The organism is Citrobacter sp. RHB20-C16 (genome assembly GCF_013890155.1).
GTDB lineage: Bacteria > Pseudomonadota > Gammaproteobacteria > Enterobacterales > Enterobacteriaceae > Citrobacter_A > Citrobacter_A amalonaticus.
Window position 1 is genome coordinate 602142 of sequence record NZ_CP057630.1, and the last position, 21358, is coordinate 623499.

The window sequence follows — 21358 nt, forward strand, 5'->3', positions numbered from 1 at the left end:
CTGGGCGGTGCTCCCACTCTTCACGTACGACATGTACGCGCCGGTGGTTCCGCGCTGTCCGTGTCCAAACTGGCTGCAACAATATATGCCCAATGGGTCTGCTCTGAATCTTCAATTATGAGCAGTCGGTAAAGGCATTTCTCAACCACTCAACGTCATTTCCGGTGAAGGCTAACACATCGAACCGGCAATCCACAGTATCAAAACTCCCATTGTGGCGCGCGAGCCACAAACGGGCGGCCTGTAATACTTTGCGTTGCTTGCTGTGCGTCACACTGGCAGCGGCGCCACCGAATGCCGCAGAGCGTCGGTAGCGGACCTCAATAAAGACGGTTGTCTTGCCATCACGCATAATCAGATCAATTTCGCCGCCGCGTTCACGCACGTTGGCGGCGATGAAATGCAGTCCCTTGCGCTCAAGCCAGCGACGCGCGGTGGTTTCCCACGCGTCACCAGTCTGCTTGCTCGTTAACTGGCGGGGACTATCTGCCCTTGCTGGTACTGGAGCCATGATAACTTCCTGTTAATCACACAGTCCTGACTGGCGGTCAGCGCGCCGGTATTCCCGTTAATTTCAAAGCCCTGCACCTGACGCATCTGGGAGAAATGGTTGGCCAGCGACCAGGCATCGACGCCCATTGCATACATGCGCGCCAGCGAATAGTCGTTATGCACGGCACCGAGTGCCTGCTGCATCAGCGACGGGTTCGCGCCTGCCAGCATTGGGATCTCGCTGTACTGCAGGCCATCCATTTCCAGACGGAAGTCTGGGCCGGCATTCCCTTGCGCGCTGCGTGAGCTGGCGTACAGCGTTGCACCGCTCTGGCTACCGTTGCGCATGGCGATCATCGGCTTGATGAAGGCTATCTCATTCGGGGTTGCCAGAATATAGACGGCGTCCACGCGACCTCCGTTACCGCTGATTTGCGCATCCGTTGGTGGGGCCGGGATGGTTAAATTGCCAATAGTGACGCCAGGTTGAGACGGCGTGCTCGCGGCAACCGGGCTACCGGTTAAGGCAATGCCGGAACCGCCGTTAACGCCCATACGCAGCTCCGCCGTTGAGCCAAATTTCTGCTGCAGCACCGTACCGCCTCCCAGATTTTGCCACTCCTGGGCAAAGGCGTTAGCAACACGATCGCCAAGCGCGCTACGCGGGATCAGTAGCAGCGGTGACTGTTTACCCTGTTCATGAATATGGCGCGCGGCATCACGCGCTTCATCTTCCGGTGAGAGAGCGAAGTAACAGATGTTTGCCCGACTCTGTACCGATTCCGGCTGGTTAAGCGCCAGTACGTTCAGCGGGGTGTTGCTTTTGACCAGTTCGTCGACATTGTTTTTCAGCAGCGGACCGACCACGATGCTCGCGCCATCCTGCTGAACCTGCGCCAGGATCTGATCGAGCGGTTGGGCGCTGGTATCATAAATTTTCAGTTCTGCGGAAGGATTTGCCGCCGCGCTTGCGGTGGCTGGCTGCGCTGGCGTAGCCTGCGGCGCGCTGACCGGAGCAGGTTGATCGGCCTGCTGTTCGTCGGTCAAATCACTCACTGACGCCTGAGAAGGGCTGGCGACGCCATCTGTCAGCTGCGGCTGCGGGTCTGCTGGCGTTGTGGCCGCAACCGGAGTCGGTTGCGCGGTGGGCTGCGTATCGACCGGTTGCGTACCGAGATTTTTGGCGGCTTCAAAGCCTTGTTGAATGGTGCGACCAAACACCGCAGCCTGACCATTTAGCGGCAGCAACAGGGCGATTTTGCTGGTGGACGCGGGCTTAAAGCTCTGTACGTTAACCAGTTGGGTTGGCAGCATTTTTGCGCCTGGATTCTGCGGATAGCGTTTTTGCCAGTCGGCAATACCTGCTTTCATCATGTCCGGATCGCTGCGGTTATCAAACCAGACGCGTTGCAGATCCAGCCAGCCCTGCAATACGTTTTCATCGGCATTGATCACCAGAGCCTGGGCCTGCTCCGGCGTCATTGACGACAGCGCCTGCCAGGTGGCGTCGATGTTTTTCTGCTTATCCTTCTCGCTAAGCAGCGGTTCCTGAGCAATCAGGGCGCGCAGCAGTGAGAGTGACGGACGGCCCTGGCTGGCGTCAATCTGCGCCTGCCAGTAACGAGCCTGTTGAGTTTGCTCAAAATCAGACGGGGTGAGCTTTTCCAGCAGCGACTGCGCGCCGGTAAAATCTTTCTGTGCCAGTTTGATTTCAACGGCTAACAGCGACTGTTCCCGGCGCTGGGAATCATTCAGATCCTGCGGCAACTGATTAAACAGTTCGATAGCCTGCTGGCTTTTGCCTTCTTTCAGCAGTGCACGAATGGCGAGTAATTGCCAGTTGGTCTTGCTATCATTTGCGCTTTGCTGCATCTGTTGCAGATAAAAGCCGGAATCAGCTTGCGCTGCGCCCTGCATATGGGCAGTGCTCTGATCGGGCGCCTGGGTGCCACAGCCGACGAAAATCAGGGCTGCCAGAACGATGGGCAGACAGCGCGCGGCTTTTAAACGAGAGAATGTTAAGGGTACCATACTGTATCCAGTGATATTTTTTATACGCAATGCTCAATATTAAATCGGCAATACGGACGACACAATGACACAACACGAATCGGCGGAGAATTCTCGCGGCCAACTCTTTATTGTACCTACTCCAATTGGGAATTTGTCTGATATTACCCAGCGTGCGCTCGAAGTGTTACAAGCCGTTGATTTAATTGCCGCGGAAGATACTCGTCATACCGGATTATTATTGCAGCATTTTGCGATTAATGCCCGACTGTTCGCCCTTCACGATCATAACGAACAGCAAAAAGCAGAAACGCTGGTAGCGAAGTTGAAAGAGGGGCAAAACATCGCGCTGGTTTCTGATGCCGGGACGCCGCTGATCAACGATCCGGGTTATCACCTGGTGCGTACCTGTCGTGAGCAAGGCATCCGTGTGGTGCCGTTGCCGGGTCCCTGTGCGGCGATTGCCGCGTTAAGCGCGGCGGGGTTGCCGTCCGACCGCTTCTGCTATGAAGGTTTTTTACCAGCGAAATCAAAGGGACGCCGTGACGCGCTGAAAGCTATTGAAACCGAACCGCGTACGCTGATTTTCTATGAATCCACCCATCGCCTGTTAGACAGTCTGGAAGATATGGTCGCAGTGTGGGGCGAATCCCGTTATGTGGTGCTGGCGCGCGAGCTGACCAAAACCTGGGAGACGATCCACGGCGCACCGGTAGGTGAACTGCTGGCGTGGGTGAAAGAAGATGAGAACCGGCGCAAAGGCGAGATGGTGCTGATTGTGGAAGGGCACAAGGCGCAGGAAGATGACCTGCCCGCCAATGCTTTGCGCACTCTCGCACTCTTACAGACCGAGCTGCCACTAAAAAAAGCGGCAGCGCTGACGGCAGAAATCCACGGCGTGAAGAAGAACGCGCTGTATAAGTACGCGCTGGAGCAGCAGGGGGAGTAAATTCAGCAGACACGCTGCAAAGTTGTAGCGTGTCTGCTGAGATGAGTGGCTACCGATCAGAATAACGCGAGCCATCCAGTAAGCATGTCGTATTGTCATGCAGCCACAAAAACGAGGCCGGAACAGCCGTCGTCACGGTAGCGGTCAGGTATTTTTCGACAGCGGCCTGCTTGCCATCCCCGGCAATCAGCAGCAAAATTTCTTTTGCATTGAGGATCTCCTTCAGTCCCAGCGTGATACCGTGTGTCACCGGACGACCGGCCGTTTTCAGCATGTCATGATGGCGCGTTTGGTCATCAAGCCTGCTGATATGGCAACACGGCTCCAGCGCGGTTCCCGGCTCGTTCAGCCCCAGATGACCATTTTTGCCGATACCCAGTACGCATAAATCAAGGCCACCTTGATGGGCAATCAAATCCGTCACGCGTTCGCACTCTTTCTCATCGATATTTTCCGACTGAAAGCCGATCAACTGTTCCGGGCGCAGGCCAAGCGGTTGTACGATGTGCTGTTGCAGGAACGATTCACAGGTACCCGGTGTGTGTAAGGGAATCCCCACCCATTCATCGAGCTTCACGAAGGTCACGTTTCGGATATCAACGTGATTCTTTTGTATTTTCTCGACAAAGAAACGATAGGTCAGTTCAGGTGTGGCACCGGTCGCCAGGCAAATCGTCGCGTCAGGTTTGTCCTGTATAACCTGAATCAATCGTTCGCTGGCGCGATCGCTGAGCGCATCGTAGTGGTCGCAGTACTGTATGCATTGCATTGGTCAGTCATCCTTTTGACGAGGGGCGCACGTACTGTCGCGCCCCGTTCAGTTTACAAAATGCCGAGTGCGGAAGAGACGATAGAAAGCACGAAGGTGACACCGATTAGCAATACCGGATGTGCTTTTTTCACCCGCAGCAGGTAGTACATCAACAGCGTGTAGCCCATGGGTAAAATGTTCGGGAAGACCTTATCAAAGAAGTCCTTTTGTAGTGCCACATTGTGCGTGCTGTCGATGGCAAAAGAGGTCACGACATTAATATGGACGTAAGACGCGATCAGACCGCCAATCACCGTGATCCCGAGGATGGTCGCCGAGCGGGCGATCATCTGCGAGTTTTCCCTCACCTTATCAATGGCTTTTACCCCAACCGAATAGCCGACGTGAGTCCAGCCGACGCGCAGGAAAAAGATCATCAGATAAACGGCGAAGAACAGAATCGGCCCCAGCAAATTGCCCTGGCTGGCGAAAGAGGAGCAGATCCCCGCCATGATCGGCAGCAAAGTGAACCAGAAAATGGCATCACCAATCCCGGCAATAGGGCCAAACAGCGCCACTTTCAGGCCTTTAATGGTGTCGCGGTTTTCTCCTTTCTCTTCCATGGAGATAAGCAGCCCCATCAGAAAACCGACGAGGTTTGGGTGGGTATTGATAAATTCCAGATGATCTTTCATGGCCGCACTCAGGCCCGGCTTATCATCTTTATAGATTTTTTTCAGAATCGGCAGCATCGCCCAGGTAAAGCCGCCCGCCTGCATCCTTTCATAGTTAAAGCTCGCCTGCAGAAGCGAAGAGCGGAAGCCAAGACGAGTAATGTCTTTTTTACTGATTTCAGATCCCATTGCTGTAATCCTCTTCATCATCATTTTTATGGGCGGCAGGCTGGGGTTGCGCCTGCTGTTTAGCTTTGGCATTGAAAAACTCGTACACGGCGAAGCCCGCGCCGAGGACAGCGACCGGGAGAAGGTTGTTGACCTGGATGTAGCAGACAAAAAGGAAGCCGGCGATCAGATAAGGAATGTACTGTGCTTTGAACATCACGCGCAGCAGCAGACCAAAACCAACGGCAGGCAGAATACCGCCCGCGACTTCAAAACCATGAGTAAGCCAGGCGGGCATGGCTTTCACCAGCGCCTGCATGGCACCCTGCGCCAGATAGGTACACAGAAACGCGATAATCGCGTAAGAGCAGGCGACAATCAGCGTCGTTAGCCAGTTCAGACGGGAAAATGCGCGGGTGTTGGCTTCTTTTGCGCAGTTGTCGGCTCTGGACATAAACAGGGAAAAAGCGGAATAGAAGAACAGAATCACATATTGCATCAGCAGACTGAACGGCAGGCCAAGGCCGATGGCGGTTTTGGCATCCACGCCGGTAGACCAGGCGATCACCGTGGTCATCAATCCTGCCATGATGGGGTTTGGCGGTTGTACGCCGCCGGCGGGCGTCAAACCAGCAAAAGCCAGTTCGGTCAGACCGCCGGTGACCAAACCAATATGAATGTCGCCAAGAATGGCGCCAGTGAGCGTACAGACAATAATTGGTCTGAATAAAAACAAGGCTTCCAGCCAAAAATCGATTCCCAGAAAGAAGACTAGTGCCGCGAGGGATATCCCTTGTAAAAGCGTTATTTCATTCATTGTAAACACCTCATATAAATAAGTCCCTTTACTATGAAAACGTTGGCTTGTTATTTACTCCGGGATCGCTTCTTTTTGATCGCCAGGGACATCCTGAATAAAAATGTTTACGCCATGTTTCTTAATGAACTGCAGATCATTAAGGTCCTGCTCATTGACATAAACTTTACTGCTGATCTGCTTTTTGCCTTCTGAGAAGTGCATATTGCCGACGTTCACGTCGTTAAGCGTGATATCGCCTTCGAGCAGCTTTCTGACTGTTTGCGGGGTGCGGCAAATCAGGAAGATCTTCTGATGCGGCGCTGCTTTACCGATGACATTGATAGTTTTTTCTATAGAGAAGAAGCGGATACCGAAACCGTAGGTTTCTGCGGTGATGCTCATTAATTTCTGCTGAATCTCATCCTGAGCGACATCATCATCCACGACGACCAGCAGATTGGCACCGATCGTTGATGTCCAGGTGACACCTACCTGACCATGCACCAGTCGGTTATCAATACGCGTTAACAGGATATTTGGACTGCTCATACTTAAATCCTCACCATAAAATAATTGAATGACTGAACTTGTTGAAATATATTATTCTTACCGTATCGCATTCATTAATTAATTCAGCGTGATGTAATCTCGTTATTCTCCTCCGCTATTTGGCCAGAAAGCGCTACCTGATATTAATCAGATAGCGCTTTTGTGTAGTGATGATAAAGCCGACTCGCTTACGATAACTCGTGGTCGACTAAAAGTTTATTGGCCGATCCACAGACATTGATTTTACTTCTCACGACTTCTTTCATTGCATCCATACCGACGCGCATGTAGTAGCGCGGATCGTTGCCCTGTGGGTTGTCGGCAAACCACGCTTTCACGGCATCGGCAAAGGCAATTTTCAGTTCAGTGGCGACGTTAACCTTACAGACGCCCAGTTCTATCGTGCGGCGCACGTACTCGTCAGGCACATCGCTCGCGCCATGTAGCACCAGCGGAATATCCACCACTTCACGAATTTCAGCCAGACGTTGGAAATCGATTTTCGGCTTTTTGGTGTACAGGCCGTGCGCGGTACCGATGGCGACGGCAAGGCTGTCGACGCCGGTCAGCTCAACAAAGCGTTTGGCCTCCTGCGGATCGGTCAGAAAGGTGCTTTCTGCGTCAACGCTCATGTCATCTTCGACGCCACCCAGTCGCCCCAGCTCCGCTTCGACGCTGCAATCGCGGGCGTGGCAGAAATCCACCACCGATTTCACCAGCTTCACGTTTTCTTCAAACGGAAAATGGCTACCGTCGATCATGGCGCTGCGCACTCCTGCGTTCACTTTATGGCGAATGTCGTCCAGCGATTCATGATGATCGAGATGCAGCGCCAGCGGCATGCCGTAGGTGGTGGAGTAGGCGGTGCACAGCGCGTAAAGCTCTTCCAGCGCGATATGTTTAAAGGTGCCTGGCGTACCGGCGAGGATCACGGGTGATTGCATTTCGCTACACACTTCGAGGATCGCCTGGATCGTCTCGGCATTATGGATGTTGAAGGCCGGAACGGCGTAGCCTTTTGCCTGGGCATCCTGCAAGAGATACTTCGTGGAAATGATACTCATGATCGGATCCTCTTAAGCCTGCCACGGGTGAATAACGACGCCCTGCACCACGCGGTTGACCGTACCGCTGCGGGAAGGGGTATCCGGCGTATTACCGACTGCAATGGACTGGGTGAGCGCAAAGACCTGGGCATACATCAGGTAGCAGAACGCCAGTTCGGTATCGATGAAATGACGCGCAGACGGCAGCAAAATGTGCGGGCCGGCTTCGATAATGGAATCGCTTTCGGCTGCAATGGCAACAACGCGCATGGCCTGATCATCGCGACGCAGCTCGGCCAGCAGATCGAGATCGTACTGCCGGGTATAAGGATGGCTGGAGACATACACCACTATTAGCGTTTCGTTATCCACCAGTGATTTCGGTCCATGACGGAAGCCGGTTGGAGAATCGTAAAATGCCGCCAGCTTACCGGCGGTCAGTTCCAGGACTTTCAGGGCCGATTCACGCGCGGCACCCTGCAATCCGCCGCTGCCGAGGTAGACGATCCGTTTCCAGTTTTCATTGCCAAACACGCCGTGGCTGAAATCACCTAGTGAGGACAGGATCGTCTGGCAGCGATCCGCGACGTCGCGGAAGGTCTGGCTGTTGATGAGTTTCGGTGCGAACACCGCCAGGCAACTGGCCATCATGGTGGTAATACTGCTGGTCATCGCAAAACCGCGATCGTGTGTTTCTGCCGGCATCAGCAGAGCAAAAGCGTTATCGCTTGCCACCGCGTTCTGGTACAGGCTGCCCGCTTCATTGCAGGTGATCGAAAGGTGATAGCACTCAGGGACGAACTGGTTTGCCAGTTCCACTGCGGCGACGCTTTCCGGGCTATTGCCGGAACGGGCAAACGAGACCAGCAGCAGCGGATGCGCCGGATTCAGATAATCCATCGGATTGGTGACCAGATCGGTGGTCGGAACGGCGCTGATGTTTTGCCCCGTGTGGCTGGCAAGCCAGGGAGAGATGATCTCGCCAATGAATGCCGAGGTACCTGCCCCGGTCAGCACGATCCGCAGATCGTCTTTACGCAGTAGTGGCGCAAGAAAGTTGTCGATCGTGGTACGTATCGCGTCAATGTTCGTCAGCGATCGGATCCAACTGGCAGGCTGCTGGCGGATCTCTTCTTCAGTCCAGGTTCCGGTGGTTGCCGCTGCAGGGGTATAGGTTTCTGGCATATCGTAAGTCCTTAGTCTTGTGAATTCCACATCAGACGCTGGCAAAATGTCGCTATCTTTCGTTTCGTTTCACTTGTTCACATGATCGATTGATTAAAATCTATAGGAAAGAAATCGAAAGTTCAATGATGCGAAATGAAATAAAACGAAAAGTGTGATCGATTGTACGGAGAGCGTTTTTATCTTATTGATCTGTAATAATTCTCTCTGAAAGTTCTGAGGTGAGGGTTTTCTTAAGCGAAAGGAAAAGAAAGGCCTTACGATTCATGATCGAAGGCCCTGGAGAAAAAAAGGGTCAAAGGGGGAGGCGCTGACCCTGAATCCAGATCTGTTGTAAATGCAGTCCGCCATTGAGAGCGATCATGTTGGCACGTTTGCCCACGGCTAACGATCCTAAGTGGCTGTCGATCCCCAGCAGTTGCGCTGGATGGAGCGAGGCCATATGGATCGCCTCCTCAGGGGCGATTCCTGTCAGTTCAACCATATTGCGCACTGCCGCATCTACCGACAACGTACTGCCTGCCAGGCTACCCGATGCGGTTCGCACGATTCCGCCATGCATGTCGACCTTTTCACCGCACAGCGTGTAGTTTCCGTCGGGCATACCGGCGGCCTGCATCGCATCGGTGATCAGCACCAGCCTCTCTTTGGCACAGCAGCAACAGAGCTTCATGGCGGCCGGATGGACGTGGTGCCCGTCGGCGATGAGCTCCAGCCACGCGCGTGGATCGGTGAGTCCTGCGCCAACCATTCCTGGTTCACGGTGATGGAGTCCGGTCATACCGTTGTAGCAGTGCACAAGTCCGCTCGCGCCTGCGTCAAAGGCGGCCTGGGTTTGCGCCCAACTTGCCGCGCTATGCCCCAGCATCACCCGTATACCCTGTTGCCTGAGATGGCGAATCGCCTGCAAGGCGCCCTGTTTTTCCGGTGCCAGCGCCACCACCCGCAGGGTCTGTCGTGACATGGCGACCAGCTCATCAAGTTCCGTGAGGTCCAGCTCGCGAAACAGCTCCGGGGGATGGGCACCTTTATTCTGCGGCGTGAAGTAGGGCCCTTCCAGATAACTTCCGAGCACCTGGGCGCCAGGCCCGCCGGAATAACAGCGTTGAGCGATGCGCTCCAGCGCGCGGTGAATCGTCTTCAGCGGCGCGGTGACGGTGGTGGGGAGCCAACTGGCAACCCCTTCACGCGCTTTGTGCATCGCCAGCTTGTCGAGTGCGTCCGGTTCATCGTCCATTACATCGACCCCCGCGCCACCGTGGACGTGGGTGTCAATATAAGCGGGACACAGTAGCTCGGCGTCGCGTACGGTGATGCCCGCAGCAATCGGCTCGATGGCCGTGATGATGCCTTCTTCAACGCGCAACTGATGATCGTCCAGCCAGCCCTGCTCGGTGAGCAGGCGTCTGGCACGCAAAACCTGCGTCATATTCCTTCCTCGATGGGGTGCTCCTCGCGACAACGCCCCAGCTCATCGACCAGGCTGGTCAGGCCGCGATGCCCGCACTCCAGCGCCTGCACACGAAATGCTTCGCTGCTGAGTCCTTCGCGATCCAGCACCATCTCCAGCAGCAATTGCAGGTTGGTGCCAGTGATCACTTCCCGGCCTGGTTTCAGCATCGCCAGCGTAGAGGCGACGCGAAACGGCGTGCCGCCAAGCAGGTCGGTCAGGAAAACGATATCTTCCTCGCCGTCCAGTTGTTCAATCGCCTGCTCAAGCTGCGAGGTGAGCAGCGCAGTGGTGGAGGTTTCCGGAAAGTCGATGGCGATAAACTGCGACTGCTCGCCGAGGATCTGTTTCATCGCTTTTTCCATACCGCTGGCAAACCCACCGTGCCCCGTCAAAATAATACCTAACATCGTAGACCTCTTTGCTTTACAGGAAGTGACAGAACTTGCCGACGACGCCCAGTATCACGGTGATACCGATGAGGCGCAGCGGACTCCAGCCACGACGGACTAACCAGAACATCGTCAGGGTATAGACCAGCGGTAAAAAAGCGGGCATCAGTTTGTCGATCACGTCTGCCTGGAGCTTAACGACCGCATCACCCGCCTTGATTTCGAGCGTGGTATTCAGACGCACATAGGTCGCCACGAGTGCGCCAATGACCGTCATCCCGACGATAGACGCCGCGTGGCCCACTTTCTTCGTATTGGCCTTGATGAGCGGAATGGCGGCGACCCCCATACGATAAGCATAGTGCGCCAGGCCAAAACGCAGACCCAGATGCACCACGTTAAATAACACAATAAAGACCACTGCGCCGAGGATGGAACCCTGCAAGGCCAGACTGGCCCCAATGCCGCCGCAAATAGGCAACAGCGTCAGCCAGAACATCGCATCGCCAATCCCGCCAAGCGGCGCGCCAACGGCAATTTTGGTGCTCTGAATGCTGTTAACGTCCTGTTTTGAGCGCTCCATCGCCAGAATGATGCCAATGACAAACGTCACCAGGAAGGGGTGGGTATTGAAGAAACCCATGTGGCCTTTCATGGCGCGCGCCAGATCGCGTTTATTGGTGTGGATCTTTTTCAGCGCAGGCAGCAGCCCGTACAGCCACCCGGAAGCCTGCATACGTTCGTAGTTAAACGACGCCTGCAACAGCATGGAACGCCAGGCCACCCTGTTGATATCTTTTTTGGTCAGCTCTGCGCCAATACTCTGATCTTCATAGATGTTTTCGTTTACGCCGGAAAGTAGCGTTTCGTCGCTGTCGGAAACAGTCGGAAGCGTTTGTTGATTAGATGCCATCTTCGAATTCCTCTTTCTGGGCCGCAGATTGCGTCGGTTCTGGAGATTTACGCAGCAGGTCGATCAGCGCCATGGCCAGTGCCGCAGCGGCGATCGCCAGTACCGGCAGTTTGAGCCAGGCGGCTCCCACGAAGCCGATGATAAAGTAAGGGATATAGACGTTTTTCATCATGATTTTCAGCAGTACGGCAAAGCCGATGGCTGGCATGATGCCGCCTGCGACGCCGAGACCGTCAATCAGCCGTTCCGGCAGAACATCAATGGCCGTTTTCGCGTGCTCTGCACCGAAGTAAATCGGCAGAAACGCACACAGAAAATAGAAAATCCCCAGTGCCAGTAACGCCAGATAGTTGACCCGTTCAATACCGGCGGTGTCGGCATTCGCCGCCATGCGATCGCAGCGGGACATCACCCCGGACATCACGGAGAACAGGAACGTAATCCCCATCTGCACCGCCACGGCAAACGGCACGGCGACGCCCACGGCGACATCCGGTTTCACCCCAGTTGTAATGGCGAACGTCGTACCCACGATAGTGCCGATAATGACGTTTGGCGGTTGCGCGCCTGCCAGTGGTGCGAGTCCCATCCACACCAGTTCCAGCGTACCGCCGGTTAAAATACCGGTATGCAGATCGCCCAGAATCAGGCCGACCAGCGGCCCAAGCACCACCGGGCGGTGCATGTGTGTTAATCCGTTGAACATATCCAGGCCGGCAATAAAGGCGAGGATACCTAATGCAAAAGCCTGTAACAGACTAATTTCCATGGTGAAGGCCTCAGATGAGTTTAAAGAGATCCTGCGCAGGTTCTGTCGGAACGCCCTGAACAAAGCATTCCACCCCGGCGGCTTTCAGGCCGTTAAACGCCGCAATATCGGTCGAGTCGACAGAGACCGTTTTGGCAATCTGTTGTTTGCCATTGGCGTAGTGCATATTGCCGACGTTGATGCGTGTAACAGGCACCCCACCTTCGACCAGTTTGAGGAAATCGGTGGGGGATTTACAGACCAGCAAAATCTTCTGCCGGTCGGCGGCGCGGTGAATGTTGTCGATCACTTTTTGCAGCGACCAGAAGCGCACGGCGATCCCTTCTGCCAGCACCATCTCCATCAGGTTCTGTTGCACAGTGTCTTCTGCCACCTCATCGTTGGCGACCAGGACCAGATTTGCCCCCGCAAATCCGACCCACTGCACCCCGACCTGACCATGAATGAGTCTTTCGTCGATACGGCTGAGTACAATATTTGGCATAGCGTGTTCCTCTTTTTTGTTATCCGTTTTGGGACGTTACGCCCTGGCAGGCGGCATGGTACTGCTGCAGTATGTCCTGAATATGGTTGATGATGAGTTCTCGCGGTGTGGCATTGAGATCTCCCTCGCGCACTTTCACGTACTGCAAAGGTAAATACTGGCTAATGAGCGGCAGGGGAATCGGCTCATCCGCCAGATTGCGCACCAGTCGTTCAAACGCCTCATCAATCTGGCTGTCTGGCCAGTAGTAACGAACACGATCGGAATAGCTGTAGCCCCGCGCCAGACGGCGGGTATTGCCATCGCCGTGGTAGTGGCTCTGCCAGTATTCCGGACGATCGAGCATGACGCTCTCAAGGACATGACGCAGGTCGGAACAGGCTTTTGCCGGGAGTAACTCTTCTTCAATGGCGGCCAGCGAGAACAGCGCTTCGCGCAGGGCGAAGGTCAGGGCCGGGCCGACTTTCAGGATGGCAAAGTGATCTTTCACTAACTGGCGCAGCGACTGCGGCGTCTGGTAGTCCGTGGAGTGCGCCTCAAAAACCAGCGTGTCATACGCTTCCACCATCTTGCTTAACGCGACGGCTTTTTGTGGTTGATAATCAATGATGTGGGTATGGTCGAACTCAACGCCGGGTTGTACCACCAGCGCGATGATACGGGGCCAGATGGCATTGAGTCCCTGCTTTTCAAAGGCGTGACGATGGGCTTCCAGTGTCGCTCGTGCGGCCTCAGGCGTGGTGACAGCCAGTTCGGTGAGCGTCTCATGGGCTCCGCCCGGTACCGGCACTTCAGTGCCAATCACATAAACCAGATCAGACTCGCCAAAATGAGCAATGCAGGTCTCTTCGGCAATCTTCGCCAGGCGCGCGGCACGTTCCGCGACGATGGCATCGGTCAATGGCACGGGATCGCCCTGGCAGGACATGCTGCAATCAAGGTGGATTTTTTTGAATCCGGCGGCGACATAGCTTCTGATCAGTTCGTCGGCATTGGTCATTGCCGGTTCTGCGGCCAGGTTTTGCCAACGATTAGGGCCGAGGTGGTCGCCCCCCAGAATCAGTTGCTCCTGAGGGAAATTAAGTGAGTCGGCCAATTGGCAGACAAAATGGCGAAAATCGGCTGGGGTCATGCCCGTGTAACCGCCAAACTGGTCAACCTGATTTGAGGTTGCTTCAATCAGCAGCGGCGAGTGATTTGCCTGTGCGTAACGTATTGCGGATTCCAGCACCAACGGATGCGCGGAACAAACGGCGTAAATTCCGTTTGTCTTACCTCGTTTATGCTGTTCCACCATATCAGTCAGATGTTTCACTTTCCTCTCCAGGTCAGATAACTGCGACATACAATCTTTCGTTTTGTTTCACTTGATACTGCATCATGGTCTTATAAAAATAAAACGAAAGATAATAGTTTTCCGATCTGTTTCACAAAAGAAACATAATGAAAGCATTCAGCGGGATTTTTTGCCCTTCAGGTCGACTTTTTTCGGCTTGCATTCCGATAAAAGAAAGGCGTTAATAGGCGAAACGAAATGAAACGAAAGAATTAGCCAAAGGATTTCTTATGAGCAATACCGATGCTTCTGGAGACAAGCGGGTGTCAGGCACCAGCGAAAGGCGTGAGCAAATTATCCAGCGGTTGCGGCAGCAAGGAAGCGTACAGGTGAACGATCTTTCGGGATTGTTTGGCGTTTCCACGGTGACGATCCGCAACGATCTGGCGTTCCTGGAAAAGCAGGGGATCGCCGTTCGCGCCTATGGCGGCGCATTGATTTGCGACAGTAATACGCCAGGTGCGGAGCCTTCCGTCGAAGATAAAAGCTCACTGAACACGGCGGTGAAACGCAGTATCGCCAAAGCGGCTGTGGAGTTGATCAAACCGGGTCACCGCGTGATCCTGGACTCCGGTACCACGACCTATGAGATTGCGCGCCTGATGCGTCAGCATAGCGATGTGATTGCAATGACCAACGGGATGAACGTCGCCAATGCCTTACTGGAAGCAGACGGCGTGGAATTGTTGATGACCGGTGGTCATCTGCGCCGTCAGTCGCAGTCGTTTTATGGCGACCAGGCCGAGCAGTCGTTGCAGAATTATCACTTCGATATGCTGTTTCTGGGCGTCGACGCCATTGATTTAGAGCGAGGCGTCAGTACTCATAACGAAGACGAAGCCCGGCTAAATCGCCGGATGTGTGAAGTGGCGGAACGGATTATCGTGGTCACTGACTCCAGTAAATTTAACCGCTCGAGCCTGCATAAAATTATTGATACCCAACGTATTCACACCATCATCGTCGATGAAGGCATCCCGGAAGAGAGCCTGAAGGAGTTTCATCGCAGTGGCGTTGAGGTCATTATCGTCCAGGCGGCGTCGTGAAAATCACAAAAATGTGATGTCCTTCAATTAAGCAAAAAGAAAAATGTCAGCGGGTTTTTGCCGAACCCGCTTTCGTTTTTTCACTGATTTTTCGTCTCCTTCTCCCGCTCACCTGTCCTGCACGCTTTTCGATCTTTCGCATTTTTCATTTTCGGTTTAGATAAAACGAAAGAAAAACAGGCTTTTTTGCCAAAATCCGCGCTGCGGACGTGTTCACAAATTCGCCTTAAGTCTTCTGATTTAATATATTAAAAAGAAAACGAAAGCGATAAATCGCTAAAACATAACAATATGCAATGGAGCAAAAGCAATGCTGGATAATTTAAGACGTCGCGAGCAAATCATCGATCTGTTATGCGATCAAGGTAGTGTTCGTGTCGAACCCCTGAGCGTGCATTTCGGCGTCTCAAGCGTCACTATCCGCAATGACTTACGTTATCTCGAGCAGAAAGGCTGCGTCATGCGTTCTTATGGCGGCGCCGTATTAAATCAACACTTTGCCCTCGATCGCCCCTTACAGGACAAAGACCGGCTGAACCGCGATGTGAAATCGCGGATTGCCGAAAAAGCGGCCAGTTTTGTCAAAGATGGCGACACGTTGATTCTCGATTCTGGCTCGACCACCACGCTTATTCCTCCGTTGCTTAAAAGTCGTCGCGATCTGGTGGTGATGACCAATGCGCTGAACATTGCCTGGGAACTCGCCAATTTTGAACGGGTGGATGTCATGATATTAGGGGGAAATGTCAGGCAAAGCGTTTACTCGCTGTATGGTCCTTCAGCGGAACATCAGCTCAGACAGTATCGGTTTGATAAGCTCTTTTTGGGCGTTGATGGATTTTGTCTGGAAGCCGGGATCACCACGCCGCATCCAGGGGAAGCGCACCTTAACCAGGTGATGTGTCAGGTAGCGCAGGAGGTTACGGTCGTCGCGGATTCCAGCAAGTTCGGCCGCAAAAGTTTTTGCATGATCAGTGAAATCAGCGGTATTGACCGGGTGATTACCGACAGTGGTATTCCGGAGCATTATCATCAGGCGCTCAGCCAGATGGGGGTGGATGTCGTTATCGTGGATGAATAAGAGAGAACGCCGGCAAAAGCGTGTTTTGCCGGCGATCGCTTAGTGCATCAGTGCATCCTGTTCGACCAGCAGCAGGGCGGCACCGCGTACGCCGCTGGATGCGCCATGCACGGCCGGGAAGACATTCGCGGGGGCGAGCCCCGGGAAGAGATAGCGCGACATGGCGCCGGGCAGTAAGGTGTAAATTTCCTCAATGTTAGAGACGCCGCCGCCCAGAACAAAGGCGTCGACATCCAGAATGAGCTGCAACTGCGCCAGCGTACAGCCCAGCATATCAATCCACGCCTCAACCGTGGCGACGGCGCTGGCGTTGCCATGACGGTAATTTTCCAGCAGCGTCTCCATTTTGAGCTGTTCCCCGCTAAAGTGCTTATGCAGCCAGAGTAAACCGGGGCCGGACTGGTAGCGCTCCAGACAGCCCTGTAAGCCGCAGCCGCACGTGATCTCCGGCAGGTTATAACGGCGCATAAAGGTGGCGGGCAGCGGTAAATGCCCAAACTCGCTGGCCATCCGGTTGCGCCCACGATAGAGCTGCCCGTCGATCACCAGTCCTCCGCCCATGCCGGTGCCAATAATGGCGCCAAAGATTCGCGAGAACTGACGGGCCTGCTGGGTATGCGCCTCCGACAGCGCGAAGCAGCAGCAGTCATTGTCCAGGGCCACCGAGCGGTTGAGTCGGTGCGCCAGATCGTCCATCACCTGCCGTCCGGTCAGACAGGGGACGTTCGACGACAGCAGCTTTCCGGTATGTCTGTCCATCAATCCAGGCATGCCAATGCCGATTTTGCCCTGCATTCCCGTAGCCCAGTCGGCGGTATCGATGAGCGAGGTAAAGGTCGAGAGAAAGAGTTCGTAATCCTGAACCGGCGTGGCTACGCGCTTGCGCCAGCAAACCTGCATTTCCTTATCAAAGGCGACAATTTCAGTTTTTGTGCCGCCAATATCAACACCGTAAAACATGCCACATCTCCTCGAATTTCACAGTGTAACCAGACAGTTTTCCTTGCGAGCGCGCTCTGCGGCAAAGACCATTAAGTGACTTTCCAGCGATTCATCCGGGCCGGAGAGAATCATACTTTGATCGCCCGCCATCACGGCGTGAATAAAGCGATCCATCAGATAGTAATCCCCGCCGCCGTGGCCTCCCATCTGGGTCTGCGTGCCTGCGGCGATCTCGTCGATCGTGTAGAGCGTCTCGCTGTCCGTCAGAAAATCAAACACCCGGATCTGCTCGCCATCGCCCTCGAGATAGCCTTTCGTACCGAAAAGACGCGTCTTTCGATCTTCCATACGGGTAAAGGCGGTCATGGTGAACGTCACGGTTTGCTGATGCGCGAAACGCAAGTTGACCACCTGATGATCCACTACGTCGTTATCACAGCGATAAACGCAGCGGCCATACGGACCTTCGCGCAGCGCCTGACGGACATTTTCCTCGGTGGGATCCGCCGTCAGCACGCGACGGAAATGTGGCGTGCATTTGTGATCCTCGCCGAGATAAATTTTGCAGGCTGACCAGGGGCAGCTCGCCTCAACCTGGCAATCCAGGCAGCGGTCGGCGGCACCCTCCGGCTGGTTCTCCTTTACGAAATGACTCAGGTTGCCAAATGAGGTCACAGCCTGACAGCGATCGCCCATGATGTAGCGGATCCAGTCCATATCGTGGCAGGATTTCTGTAACAGCATAAACGACGATTCCGCTTCGTTACGCCAGTTGCCGCGAACGAAAGAGTGCGCCTGGTGCCAGTAACCCACCGGCTCAAGATGCTGCATGCTGACGATATCGCCAATCACCCCGCTGTCGAGCAGGGACTTGAGTTTTTGCGTATAGCGGGTGTAGCGCAGAACGTGGGCGACACCCAATAAGACGTTGTTGCGCTTCACCGCAGCGATGATGGTGCGGCACTCTTCCGGCGTGGGAGCGATCGGTTTTTCCAGCAAAATATGATAGCCGAGGTCGGCAAACGCGACGGCAGGCTCTTTGTGCATCGTATCCTGAGTACAAATCAGTACGACATCTGCCATTCGTGGGCGGGCCGCCGCCTCTTTCCAGTCGCGAAAGATGTTTTCCTGCTCAATTTGATGCTGAGCGACAAACTGTTGGCGATACGCCTCTCTGGGTTCCGCCACGCCGACCACCTGCATGCGGTCCGGATGTTCAAGCGCGTAGCGAGAATAGATTTCGCCGCGCGCGCCTGCGCCCACCACTAACACGGTCACTTTCTTTGCACACATATAAGCCTCTCATTTTGCCCTTGCCTGCGTTCGCGTTGTTCTGCGCGGCGGGGCATTAAAAAAACAAACTGGATTGCTTGCACCTGATGATGACGTTCGCGACTTCAGGCACTGGCTAAATTTTCTTCATTCTGCTTATCGAATAAAAAGGCGGCTTCAAGATTGAATTTCACCCTGATCGATTCGCCGGGCAGCGGACTCCAGTCCGGTGACGAATTGACTCGCAGGATCATTTGCTGTGCACCGATATCGAAATGCAGCAGATCTTCATTGCCCATTCTTTCCACGTTGGTGATCCGGGCGTCGAAAGCCGCAGGATCGTTGTGCTGCGCCAACTGAATCGCCTCCGGACGAATGCCAAACCAGACGCTGTCGTGCGGATAATCCGTCAGTTGGGAGATCAGTCGTGCGGTTAAGGGCAAGGTCAGCGCGTCATTCAGACGCAGTCCGTGCGTGTGCGGGTCGAGCCCCAGAAGATGGATATTCATTGCCGGGTTACCAATGAAACCCGCCACGAATTTATTCTTTGGCTGATGGTAGATATTGCCCGGCGTGTCGACCTGCATGATCCGTCCACCGTTGAGTACGCAAATGCGGTCACCCATGGTCATCGCTTCAATCTGATCGTGTGTGACATACACCATTGTCGCGTTCACGCCTTCGTGACGCAGTTGGCGGTGAAGTTCCGTCAGGCGCACGCGCATTGACACGCGCAGTTTGGCGTCGAGATTGGACAACGGCTCATCAAACAAAAACACCTCAGGCTTACGCACAATGGCTCTGCCGACGGCAACGCGCTGGCACTGACCCCCTGAAAGTTGACCCGGTTTTTTGTCGAGTAGCGTTTCGATTTCCAGTTTGCGCGCGGCTTCCCGCACACGAACATCTATCTCCTGCTTGTTCATTTTGCCCTGCAGGCTGAAGGCCATATTTTTGTAGATCGTCATGTGGGGATAGAGGGCGTAGTTTTGAAAAACCATCGCCACGCCACGTTCTTTTGGCAGCAAGTCGTTAACGCACCGTTCGCCAATGGAAATATGACCATGAGTAATATCTTCCAGACCGGCGATCATGCGCAGTAACGTTGATTTGACGCAGCCGGATGGCCCGACAAAAACCATAAATTCGCCATCGTGAATTTCAAGGTCAACGCCATGAATCGCCTGAAAGCCATTCGGATATATTTTGCCTACTGACTGTAATTGAATGCCTGACATAATAATGCCCCTTATCCTTTAATTCCGGCACCGGCGATGCCACGAATGAAATAGCGCTGGAAGAAGATATAAAGTAACAACATGGGGATAATCGCGAGCAACGCTCCCGCCATGAGCATGGGATACTCCACCCCGGCGCGACCGGAGAGCGAGGCCAGACCCACCGGCAGCGTCATTTTGTCCATTGAGGTATTGACGATGAGCGGCCACATTAAGTTATTCCAGCTCCACAACCCGTTAATAATGACGCAGGCGATAAGTCCCGGTTTAATCAGCGGCAGCATGATTTTGAAAAAGATCGTTAAATGGTTATAACCATCCATAATGGCCGCTTCTTCCAGCTCTTTCGGTACGGAAAGAAAAAACTGGCGCAATAAAAAGGCGCTATAAATACTGAATAATCCCGGCAGCACCAGGCCTGGAATGGAGTTCAGCAGACCTATTTTCTCGATCGTTAAAAACTGCGGGATCAAAAAGATCTGTCCGGGAACCATCAGAATCGAAATGCAGAGCATAAAGAGGAGATCGCGCCCTTTAAAACGCAGGCGGGAGAAACCATACGCCGCCATCGCGGCAATCAGCGTCTGTAAGATGACGATAACCAGCGTGGAAACGATCGAGTTAAAATAAAAGCTACCAAACGGCATCTCATGCAAGATTTTATCGTACGCCTGAAACCCCGGATTGGCGGGCAGCAGGATCGGCGGAAAGGCAATACTTTCCGCCTGGGTTTTAAACGAGGTGATGATCATCCAGAGAAAGGGAACCACCGTGACCAGCGTCGCCAGGATCATCAGGCCATAAATCAGCCATTTTTCACGTTTTGTCATGAACATAGTGGTTGCCTTACTGTGCTTTAAGCCGTTTGCCTATCCATATCTGCAGCAGGGTCAGTACCATCGTGATAACGAAAATCACCACGGCAATCGCGGAGGCGTACCCTTTTTCATGGTAGATAAAGGCGTATTTATAAAAGAGATAAGCGATGGTCATGGTCTGATCGTCCACCATGGAAGAACTGCCAAACAGCAGATACACCACATCGAATATTTGCAGCGTTTCGATAAACGAGATCACCAGAACGAAGAACAGCGTCGGGATCATTAGCGGTAGGGTAATTGACCAGAAGCCGCGCAGTTTACTGATGTCATCCAGAGACATGGCTTCATAAATCTGCTTCGGGATCCCCTGCAAGCCGGCGAGCAGAATGATCATCTTCAGAGCGATAGCCGACCAGATAATAACCAGTGAGGCGCTCAGACGGACAATATCCGGATCGGATAACCAACCAATGGCGGGAATATCGAAATAAGCCAGGATCTGATTGAGTAAACCGAAATTACGGTTCATCAACCACTGCCAGACCATCGCAATGGCGGCAGGCATCGTAACGGCCGGAAGAAATAACAGCGTACGGAACAGCCACTGACCGCGAATCGCCTGGTTTAAACCAATCGCCAGCAGTAAAGACAGGACCGTGATCACCGGCACACAAATAAAAACATAGGCCAGCGTATTCACTATCGCCGAACGGAATTCATCATCGCTGAATAAATTAATGTAATTATCCAGACTGATTGTCGTCCAGATCTGAAACTCGCCCAGATCGGTAAAACTGTAAAATACGTTCTGGAAGAACGGCGTAAAGTAAAAAATAACTAATCCTGCCAACAGCGGCAGAATCATTATCCACCCCCAGAAACGTTCTTCTTTTTCCAGTCGGGTCAGGGAATTTTTATTGGGTTCCCTGGCCGATAACGGCGGGGATGCCGCTTCATCTGAATAGCTCATACAGACTCCGGGATGCTCACT

General features: G+C 53.7%; 22 protein-coding genes. 3 read left to right on the forward strand and 19 right to left on the reverse strand.

Features of this window, described 5'->3' with window-relative positions; translation table 11 throughout:
• Window positions 1–115: 115 nt before the first annotated feature.
• A complete protein-coding gene (locus HVX64_RS02935; protein WP_181825228.1) occupies window positions 116–511 on the reverse strand; it encodes a YraN family protein in 396 nt (131 codons plus the stop codon).
• Window positions 469–2523 (reverse strand): penicillin-binding protein activator, encoded by a 2055-nt coding sequence (locus HVX64_RS02940; protein WP_044255894.1) that lies wholly within the window; start codon window positions 2521–2523, stop codon window positions 469–471. The genes HVX64_RS02935 and HVX64_RS02940 overlap by 43 nt, the downstream gene beginning before the upstream one ends.
• Before the next feature lie 64 nt (window positions 2524–2587).
• Here HVX64_RS02940 and rsmI point away from each other — a divergent pair, with 64 nt between their 5' ends.
• Window positions 2588–3451: a 16S rRNA (cytidine(1402)-2'-O)-methyltransferase gene (gene rsmI / locus HVX64_RS02945; RefSeq protein WP_044255890.1), complete on the forward strand. Its 864-nt coding sequence runs from the start codon at window positions 2588–2590 to the stop codon at window positions 3449–3451.
• A gap of 49 nt (window positions 3452–3500) precedes the next feature.
• Here rsmI and HVX64_RS02950 read toward each other — a convergent pair whose 3' ends face one another.
• From HVX64_RS02950 to kbaZ, 12 genes are all read right to left on the reverse strand, one after another.
• The gene (locus HVX64_RS02950; protein WP_044255887.1) at window positions 3501–4220 is read right to left on the reverse strand and encodes a galactosamine-6-phosphate isomerase; all 720 of its coding nucleotides are present in this window, start codon (window positions 4218–4220) and stop codon (window positions 3501–3503) included.
• 53 nt (window positions 4221–4273) lie between these two features.
• Complete coding sequence (agaD, locus tag HVX64_RS02955; RefSeq protein ID WP_042998263.1) at window positions 4274–5065, reverse strand: PTS galactosamine transporter subunit IID; 792 nt, start codon at window positions 5063–5065, stop codon at window positions 4274–4276.
• Window positions 5055–5861, reverse strand: a complete 807-nt coding sequence (gene agaC / locus HVX64_RS02960; RefSeq protein ID WP_044255885.1) for a PTS galactosamine transporter subunit IIC — start codon at window positions 5859–5861, stop codon at window positions 5055–5057. Before agaC ends, agaD begins: the two co-directional genes overlap by 11 nt.
• Window positions 5862–5915: 54 nt before the next feature.
• Window positions 5916–6392 (reverse strand): PTS galactosamine transporter subunit IIB, encoded by a 477-nt coding sequence (agaB, locus tag HVX64_RS02965; RefSeq protein ID WP_044255882.1) that lies wholly within the window; start codon window positions 6390–6392, stop codon window positions 5916–5918.
• Window positions 6393–6580: 188 nt separating this feature from the next.
• A complete protein-coding gene (gene kbaY / locus HVX64_RS02970; protein ID WP_044255879.1) occupies window positions 6581–7456 on the reverse strand; it encodes a tagatose-bisphosphate aldolase subunit KbaY in 876 nt (291 codons plus the stop codon).
• A 12-nt stretch (window positions 7457–7468) separates the two neighbouring features.
• Entirely contained in the window at window positions 7469–8623 is a 1155-nt protein-coding gene (locus tag HVX64_RS02975) for an AgaS family sugar isomerase (protein ID WP_044255876.1), read from the reverse strand.
• A 295-nt stretch (window positions 8624–8918) separates the two neighbouring features.
• Entirely contained in the window at window positions 8919–10052 is a 1134-nt protein-coding gene (gene nagA, locus HVX64_RS02980; protein ID WP_044255873.1) for an N-acetylglucosamine-6-phosphate deacetylase, read from the reverse strand.
• Entirely contained in the window at window positions 10049–10483 is a 435-nt protein-coding gene (gene agaF / locus HVX64_RS02985) for a PTS galactosamine/N-acetylgalactosamine transporter subunit IIA (RefSeq protein WP_042325173.1), read from the reverse strand. Before agaF ends, nagA begins: the two co-directional genes overlap by 4 nt.
• Window positions 10484–10499: 16 nt before the next feature.
• Complete coding sequence (agaE, locus tag HVX64_RS02990; protein ID WP_042998257.1) at window positions 10500–11378, reverse strand: PTS N-acetylgalactosamine transporter subunit IID; 879 nt, start codon at window positions 11376–11378, stop codon at window positions 10500–10502.
• Window positions 11368–12147, reverse strand: a complete 780-nt coding sequence (agaW, locus tag HVX64_RS02995; protein ID WP_042998256.1) for a PTS N-acetylgalactosamine transporter subunit IIC — start codon at window positions 12145–12147, stop codon at window positions 11368–11370. The genes agaE and agaW overlap by 11 nt, the downstream gene beginning before the upstream one ends.
• A gap of 10 nt (window positions 12148–12157) precedes the next feature.
• Entirely contained in the window at window positions 12158–12631 is a 474-nt protein-coding gene (agaV, locus tag HVX64_RS03000; RefSeq protein ID WP_042998255.1) for a PTS N-acetylgalactosamine transporter subunit IIB, read from the reverse strand.
• Between the two features lie 19 nt (window positions 12632–12650).
• On the reverse strand, window positions 12651–13928 hold the full coding sequence (kbaZ, locus tag HVX64_RS03005) for a tagatose-bisphosphate aldolase subunit KbaZ (protein WP_043001755.1): 1278 nt from the start codon (window positions 13926–13928) through the stop codon (window positions 12651–12653).
• 269 nt (window positions 13929–14197) lie between these two features.
• On the opposite strand from kbaZ, the gene HVX64_RS03010 reads away from it, so the two are divergent.
• Both HVX64_RS03010 and agaR read left to right on the forward strand, forming a co-directional pair.
• Window positions 14198–15013 (forward strand): DeoR family transcriptional regulator, encoded by an 816-nt coding sequence (locus HVX64_RS03010; RefSeq protein WP_042998254.1) that lies wholly within the window; start codon window positions 14198–14200, stop codon window positions 15011–15013.
• Between the two features lie 310 nt (window positions 15014–15323).
• Complete coding sequence (gene agaR / locus HVX64_RS03015) at window positions 15324–16094, forward strand: transcriptional repressor AgaR (RefSeq protein ID WP_042998253.1); 771 nt, start codon at window positions 15324–15326, stop codon at window positions 16092–16094.
• A gap of 39 nt (window positions 16095–16133) precedes the next feature.
• Here agaR and HVX64_RS03020 read toward each other — a convergent pair whose 3' ends face one another.
• From HVX64_RS03020 to HVX64_RS03040, 5 genes are all read right to left on the reverse strand, one after another.
• Window positions 16134–17054: an ROK family protein gene (locus HVX64_RS03020; protein ID WP_042998252.1), complete on the reverse strand. Its 921-nt coding sequence runs from the start codon at window positions 17052–17054 to the stop codon at window positions 16134–16136.
• Window positions 17055–17072: 18 nt separating this feature from the next.
• Complete coding sequence (locus tag HVX64_RS03025) at window positions 17073–18329, reverse strand: Gfo/Idh/MocA family oxidoreductase (RefSeq protein WP_044255867.1); 1257 nt, start codon at window positions 18327–18329, stop codon at window positions 17073–17075.
• A gap of 104 nt (window positions 18330–18433) precedes the next feature.
• Window positions 18434–19546, reverse strand: a complete 1113-nt coding sequence (ugpC, locus tag HVX64_RS03030) for a sn-glycerol-3-phosphate ABC transporter ATP-binding protein UgpC (RefSeq protein ID WP_181825229.1) — start codon at window positions 19544–19546, stop codon at window positions 18434–18436.
• A gap of 11 nt (window positions 19547–19557) precedes the next feature.
• Entirely contained in the window at window positions 19558–20382 is an 825-nt protein-coding gene (locus tag HVX64_RS03035; protein WP_080343276.1) for a carbohydrate ABC transporter permease, read from the reverse strand.
• Window positions 20383–20392: 10 nt separating this feature from the next.
• Window positions 20393–21337, reverse strand: a complete 945-nt coding sequence (locus HVX64_RS03040) for a sugar ABC transporter permease (RefSeq protein WP_181825230.1) — start codon at window positions 21335–21337, stop codon at window positions 20393–20395.
• Window positions 21338–21358: the final 21 nt, after the last annotated feature.

Bases quoted from the DNA above. Each gene is read 5' to 3' on its own strand.
- HVX64_RS02935 (WP_181825228.1), bottom strand. From the start codon at position 511: ATGGCTCCAGTACCAGCAAGGGCAGATAGTCCCCGCCAGTTAACGAGC.
- HVX64_RS02940 (WP_044255894.1), bottom strand. From the start codon at position 2,523: ATGGTACCCTTAACATTCTCTCGTTTAAAAGCCGCGCGCTGTCTGCCC.
- rsmI (WP_044255890.1), top strand. From the start codon at position 2,588: ATGACACAACACGAATCGGCGGAGAATTCTCGCGGCCAACTCTTTATT.
- HVX64_RS02950 (WP_044255887.1), bottom strand. From the start codon at position 4,220: ATGCAATGCATACAGTACTGCGACCACTACGATGCGCTCAGCGATCGC.
- agaD (WP_042998263.1), bottom strand. From the start codon at position 5,065: ATGGGATCTGAAATCAGTAAAAAAGACATTACTCGTCTTGGCTTCCGC.
- agaC (WP_044255885.1), bottom strand. From the start codon at position 5,861: ATGAATGAAATAACGCTTTTACAAGGGATATCCCTCGCGGCACTAGTC.
- agaB (WP_044255882.1), bottom strand. From the start codon at position 6,392: ATGAGCAGTCCAAATATCCTGTTAACGCGTATTGATAACCGACTGGTG.
- kbaY (WP_044255879.1), bottom strand. From the start codon at position 7,456: ATGAGTATCATTTCCACGAAGTATCTCTTGCAGGATGCCCAGGCAAAA.
- HVX64_RS02975 (WP_044255876.1), bottom strand. From the start codon at position 8,623: ATGCCAGAAACCTATACCCCTGCAGCGGCAACCACCGGAACCTGGACT.
- nagA (WP_044255873.1), bottom strand. From the start codon at position 10,052: ATGACGCAGGTTTTGCGTGCCAGACGCCTGCTCACCGAGCAGGGCTGG.
- agaF (WP_042325173.1), bottom strand. From the start codon at position 10,483: ATGTTAGGTATTATTTTGACGGGGCACGGTGGGTTTGCCAGCGGTATG.
- agaE (WP_042998257.1), bottom strand. From the start codon at position 11,378: ATGGCATCTAATCAACAAACGCTTCCGACTGTTTCCGACAGCGACGAA.
- agaW (WP_042998256.1), bottom strand. From the start codon at position 12,147: ATGGAAATTAGTCTGTTACAGGCTTTTGCATTAGGTATCCTCGCCTTT.
- agaV (WP_042998255.1), bottom strand. From the start codon at position 12,631: ATGCCAAATATTGTACTCAGCCGTATCGACGAAAGACTCATTCATGGT.
- kbaZ (WP_043001755.1), bottom strand. From the start codon at position 13,928: ATGGTGGAACAGCATAAACGAGGTAAGACAAACGGAATTTACGCCGTT.
- HVX64_RS03010 (WP_042998254.1), top strand. From the start codon at position 14,198: ATGAGCAATACCGATGCTTCTGGAGACAAGCGGGTGTCAGGCACCAGC.
- agaR (WP_042998253.1), top strand. From the start codon at position 15,324: ATGCTGGATAATTTAAGACGTCGCGAGCAAATCATCGATCTGTTATGC.
- HVX64_RS03020 (WP_042998252.1), bottom strand. From the start codon at position 17,054: ATGTTTTACGGTGTTGATATTGGCGGCACAAAAACTGAAATTGTCGCC.
- HVX64_RS03025 (WP_044255867.1), bottom strand. From the start codon at position 18,329: ATGTGTGCAAAGAAAGTGACCGTGTTAGTGGTGGGCGCAGGCGCGCGC.
- ugpC (WP_181825229.1), bottom strand. From the start codon at position 19,546: ATGTCAGGCATTCAATTACAGTCAGTAGGCAAAATATATCCGAATGGC.
- HVX64_RS03035 (WP_080343276.1), bottom strand. From the start codon at position 20,382: ATGTTCATGACAAAACGTGAAAAATGGCTGATTTATGGCCTGATGATC.
- HVX64_RS03040 (WP_181825230.1), bottom strand. From the start codon at position 21,337: ATGAGCTATTCAGATGAAGCGGCATCCCCGCCGTTATCGGCCAGGGAA.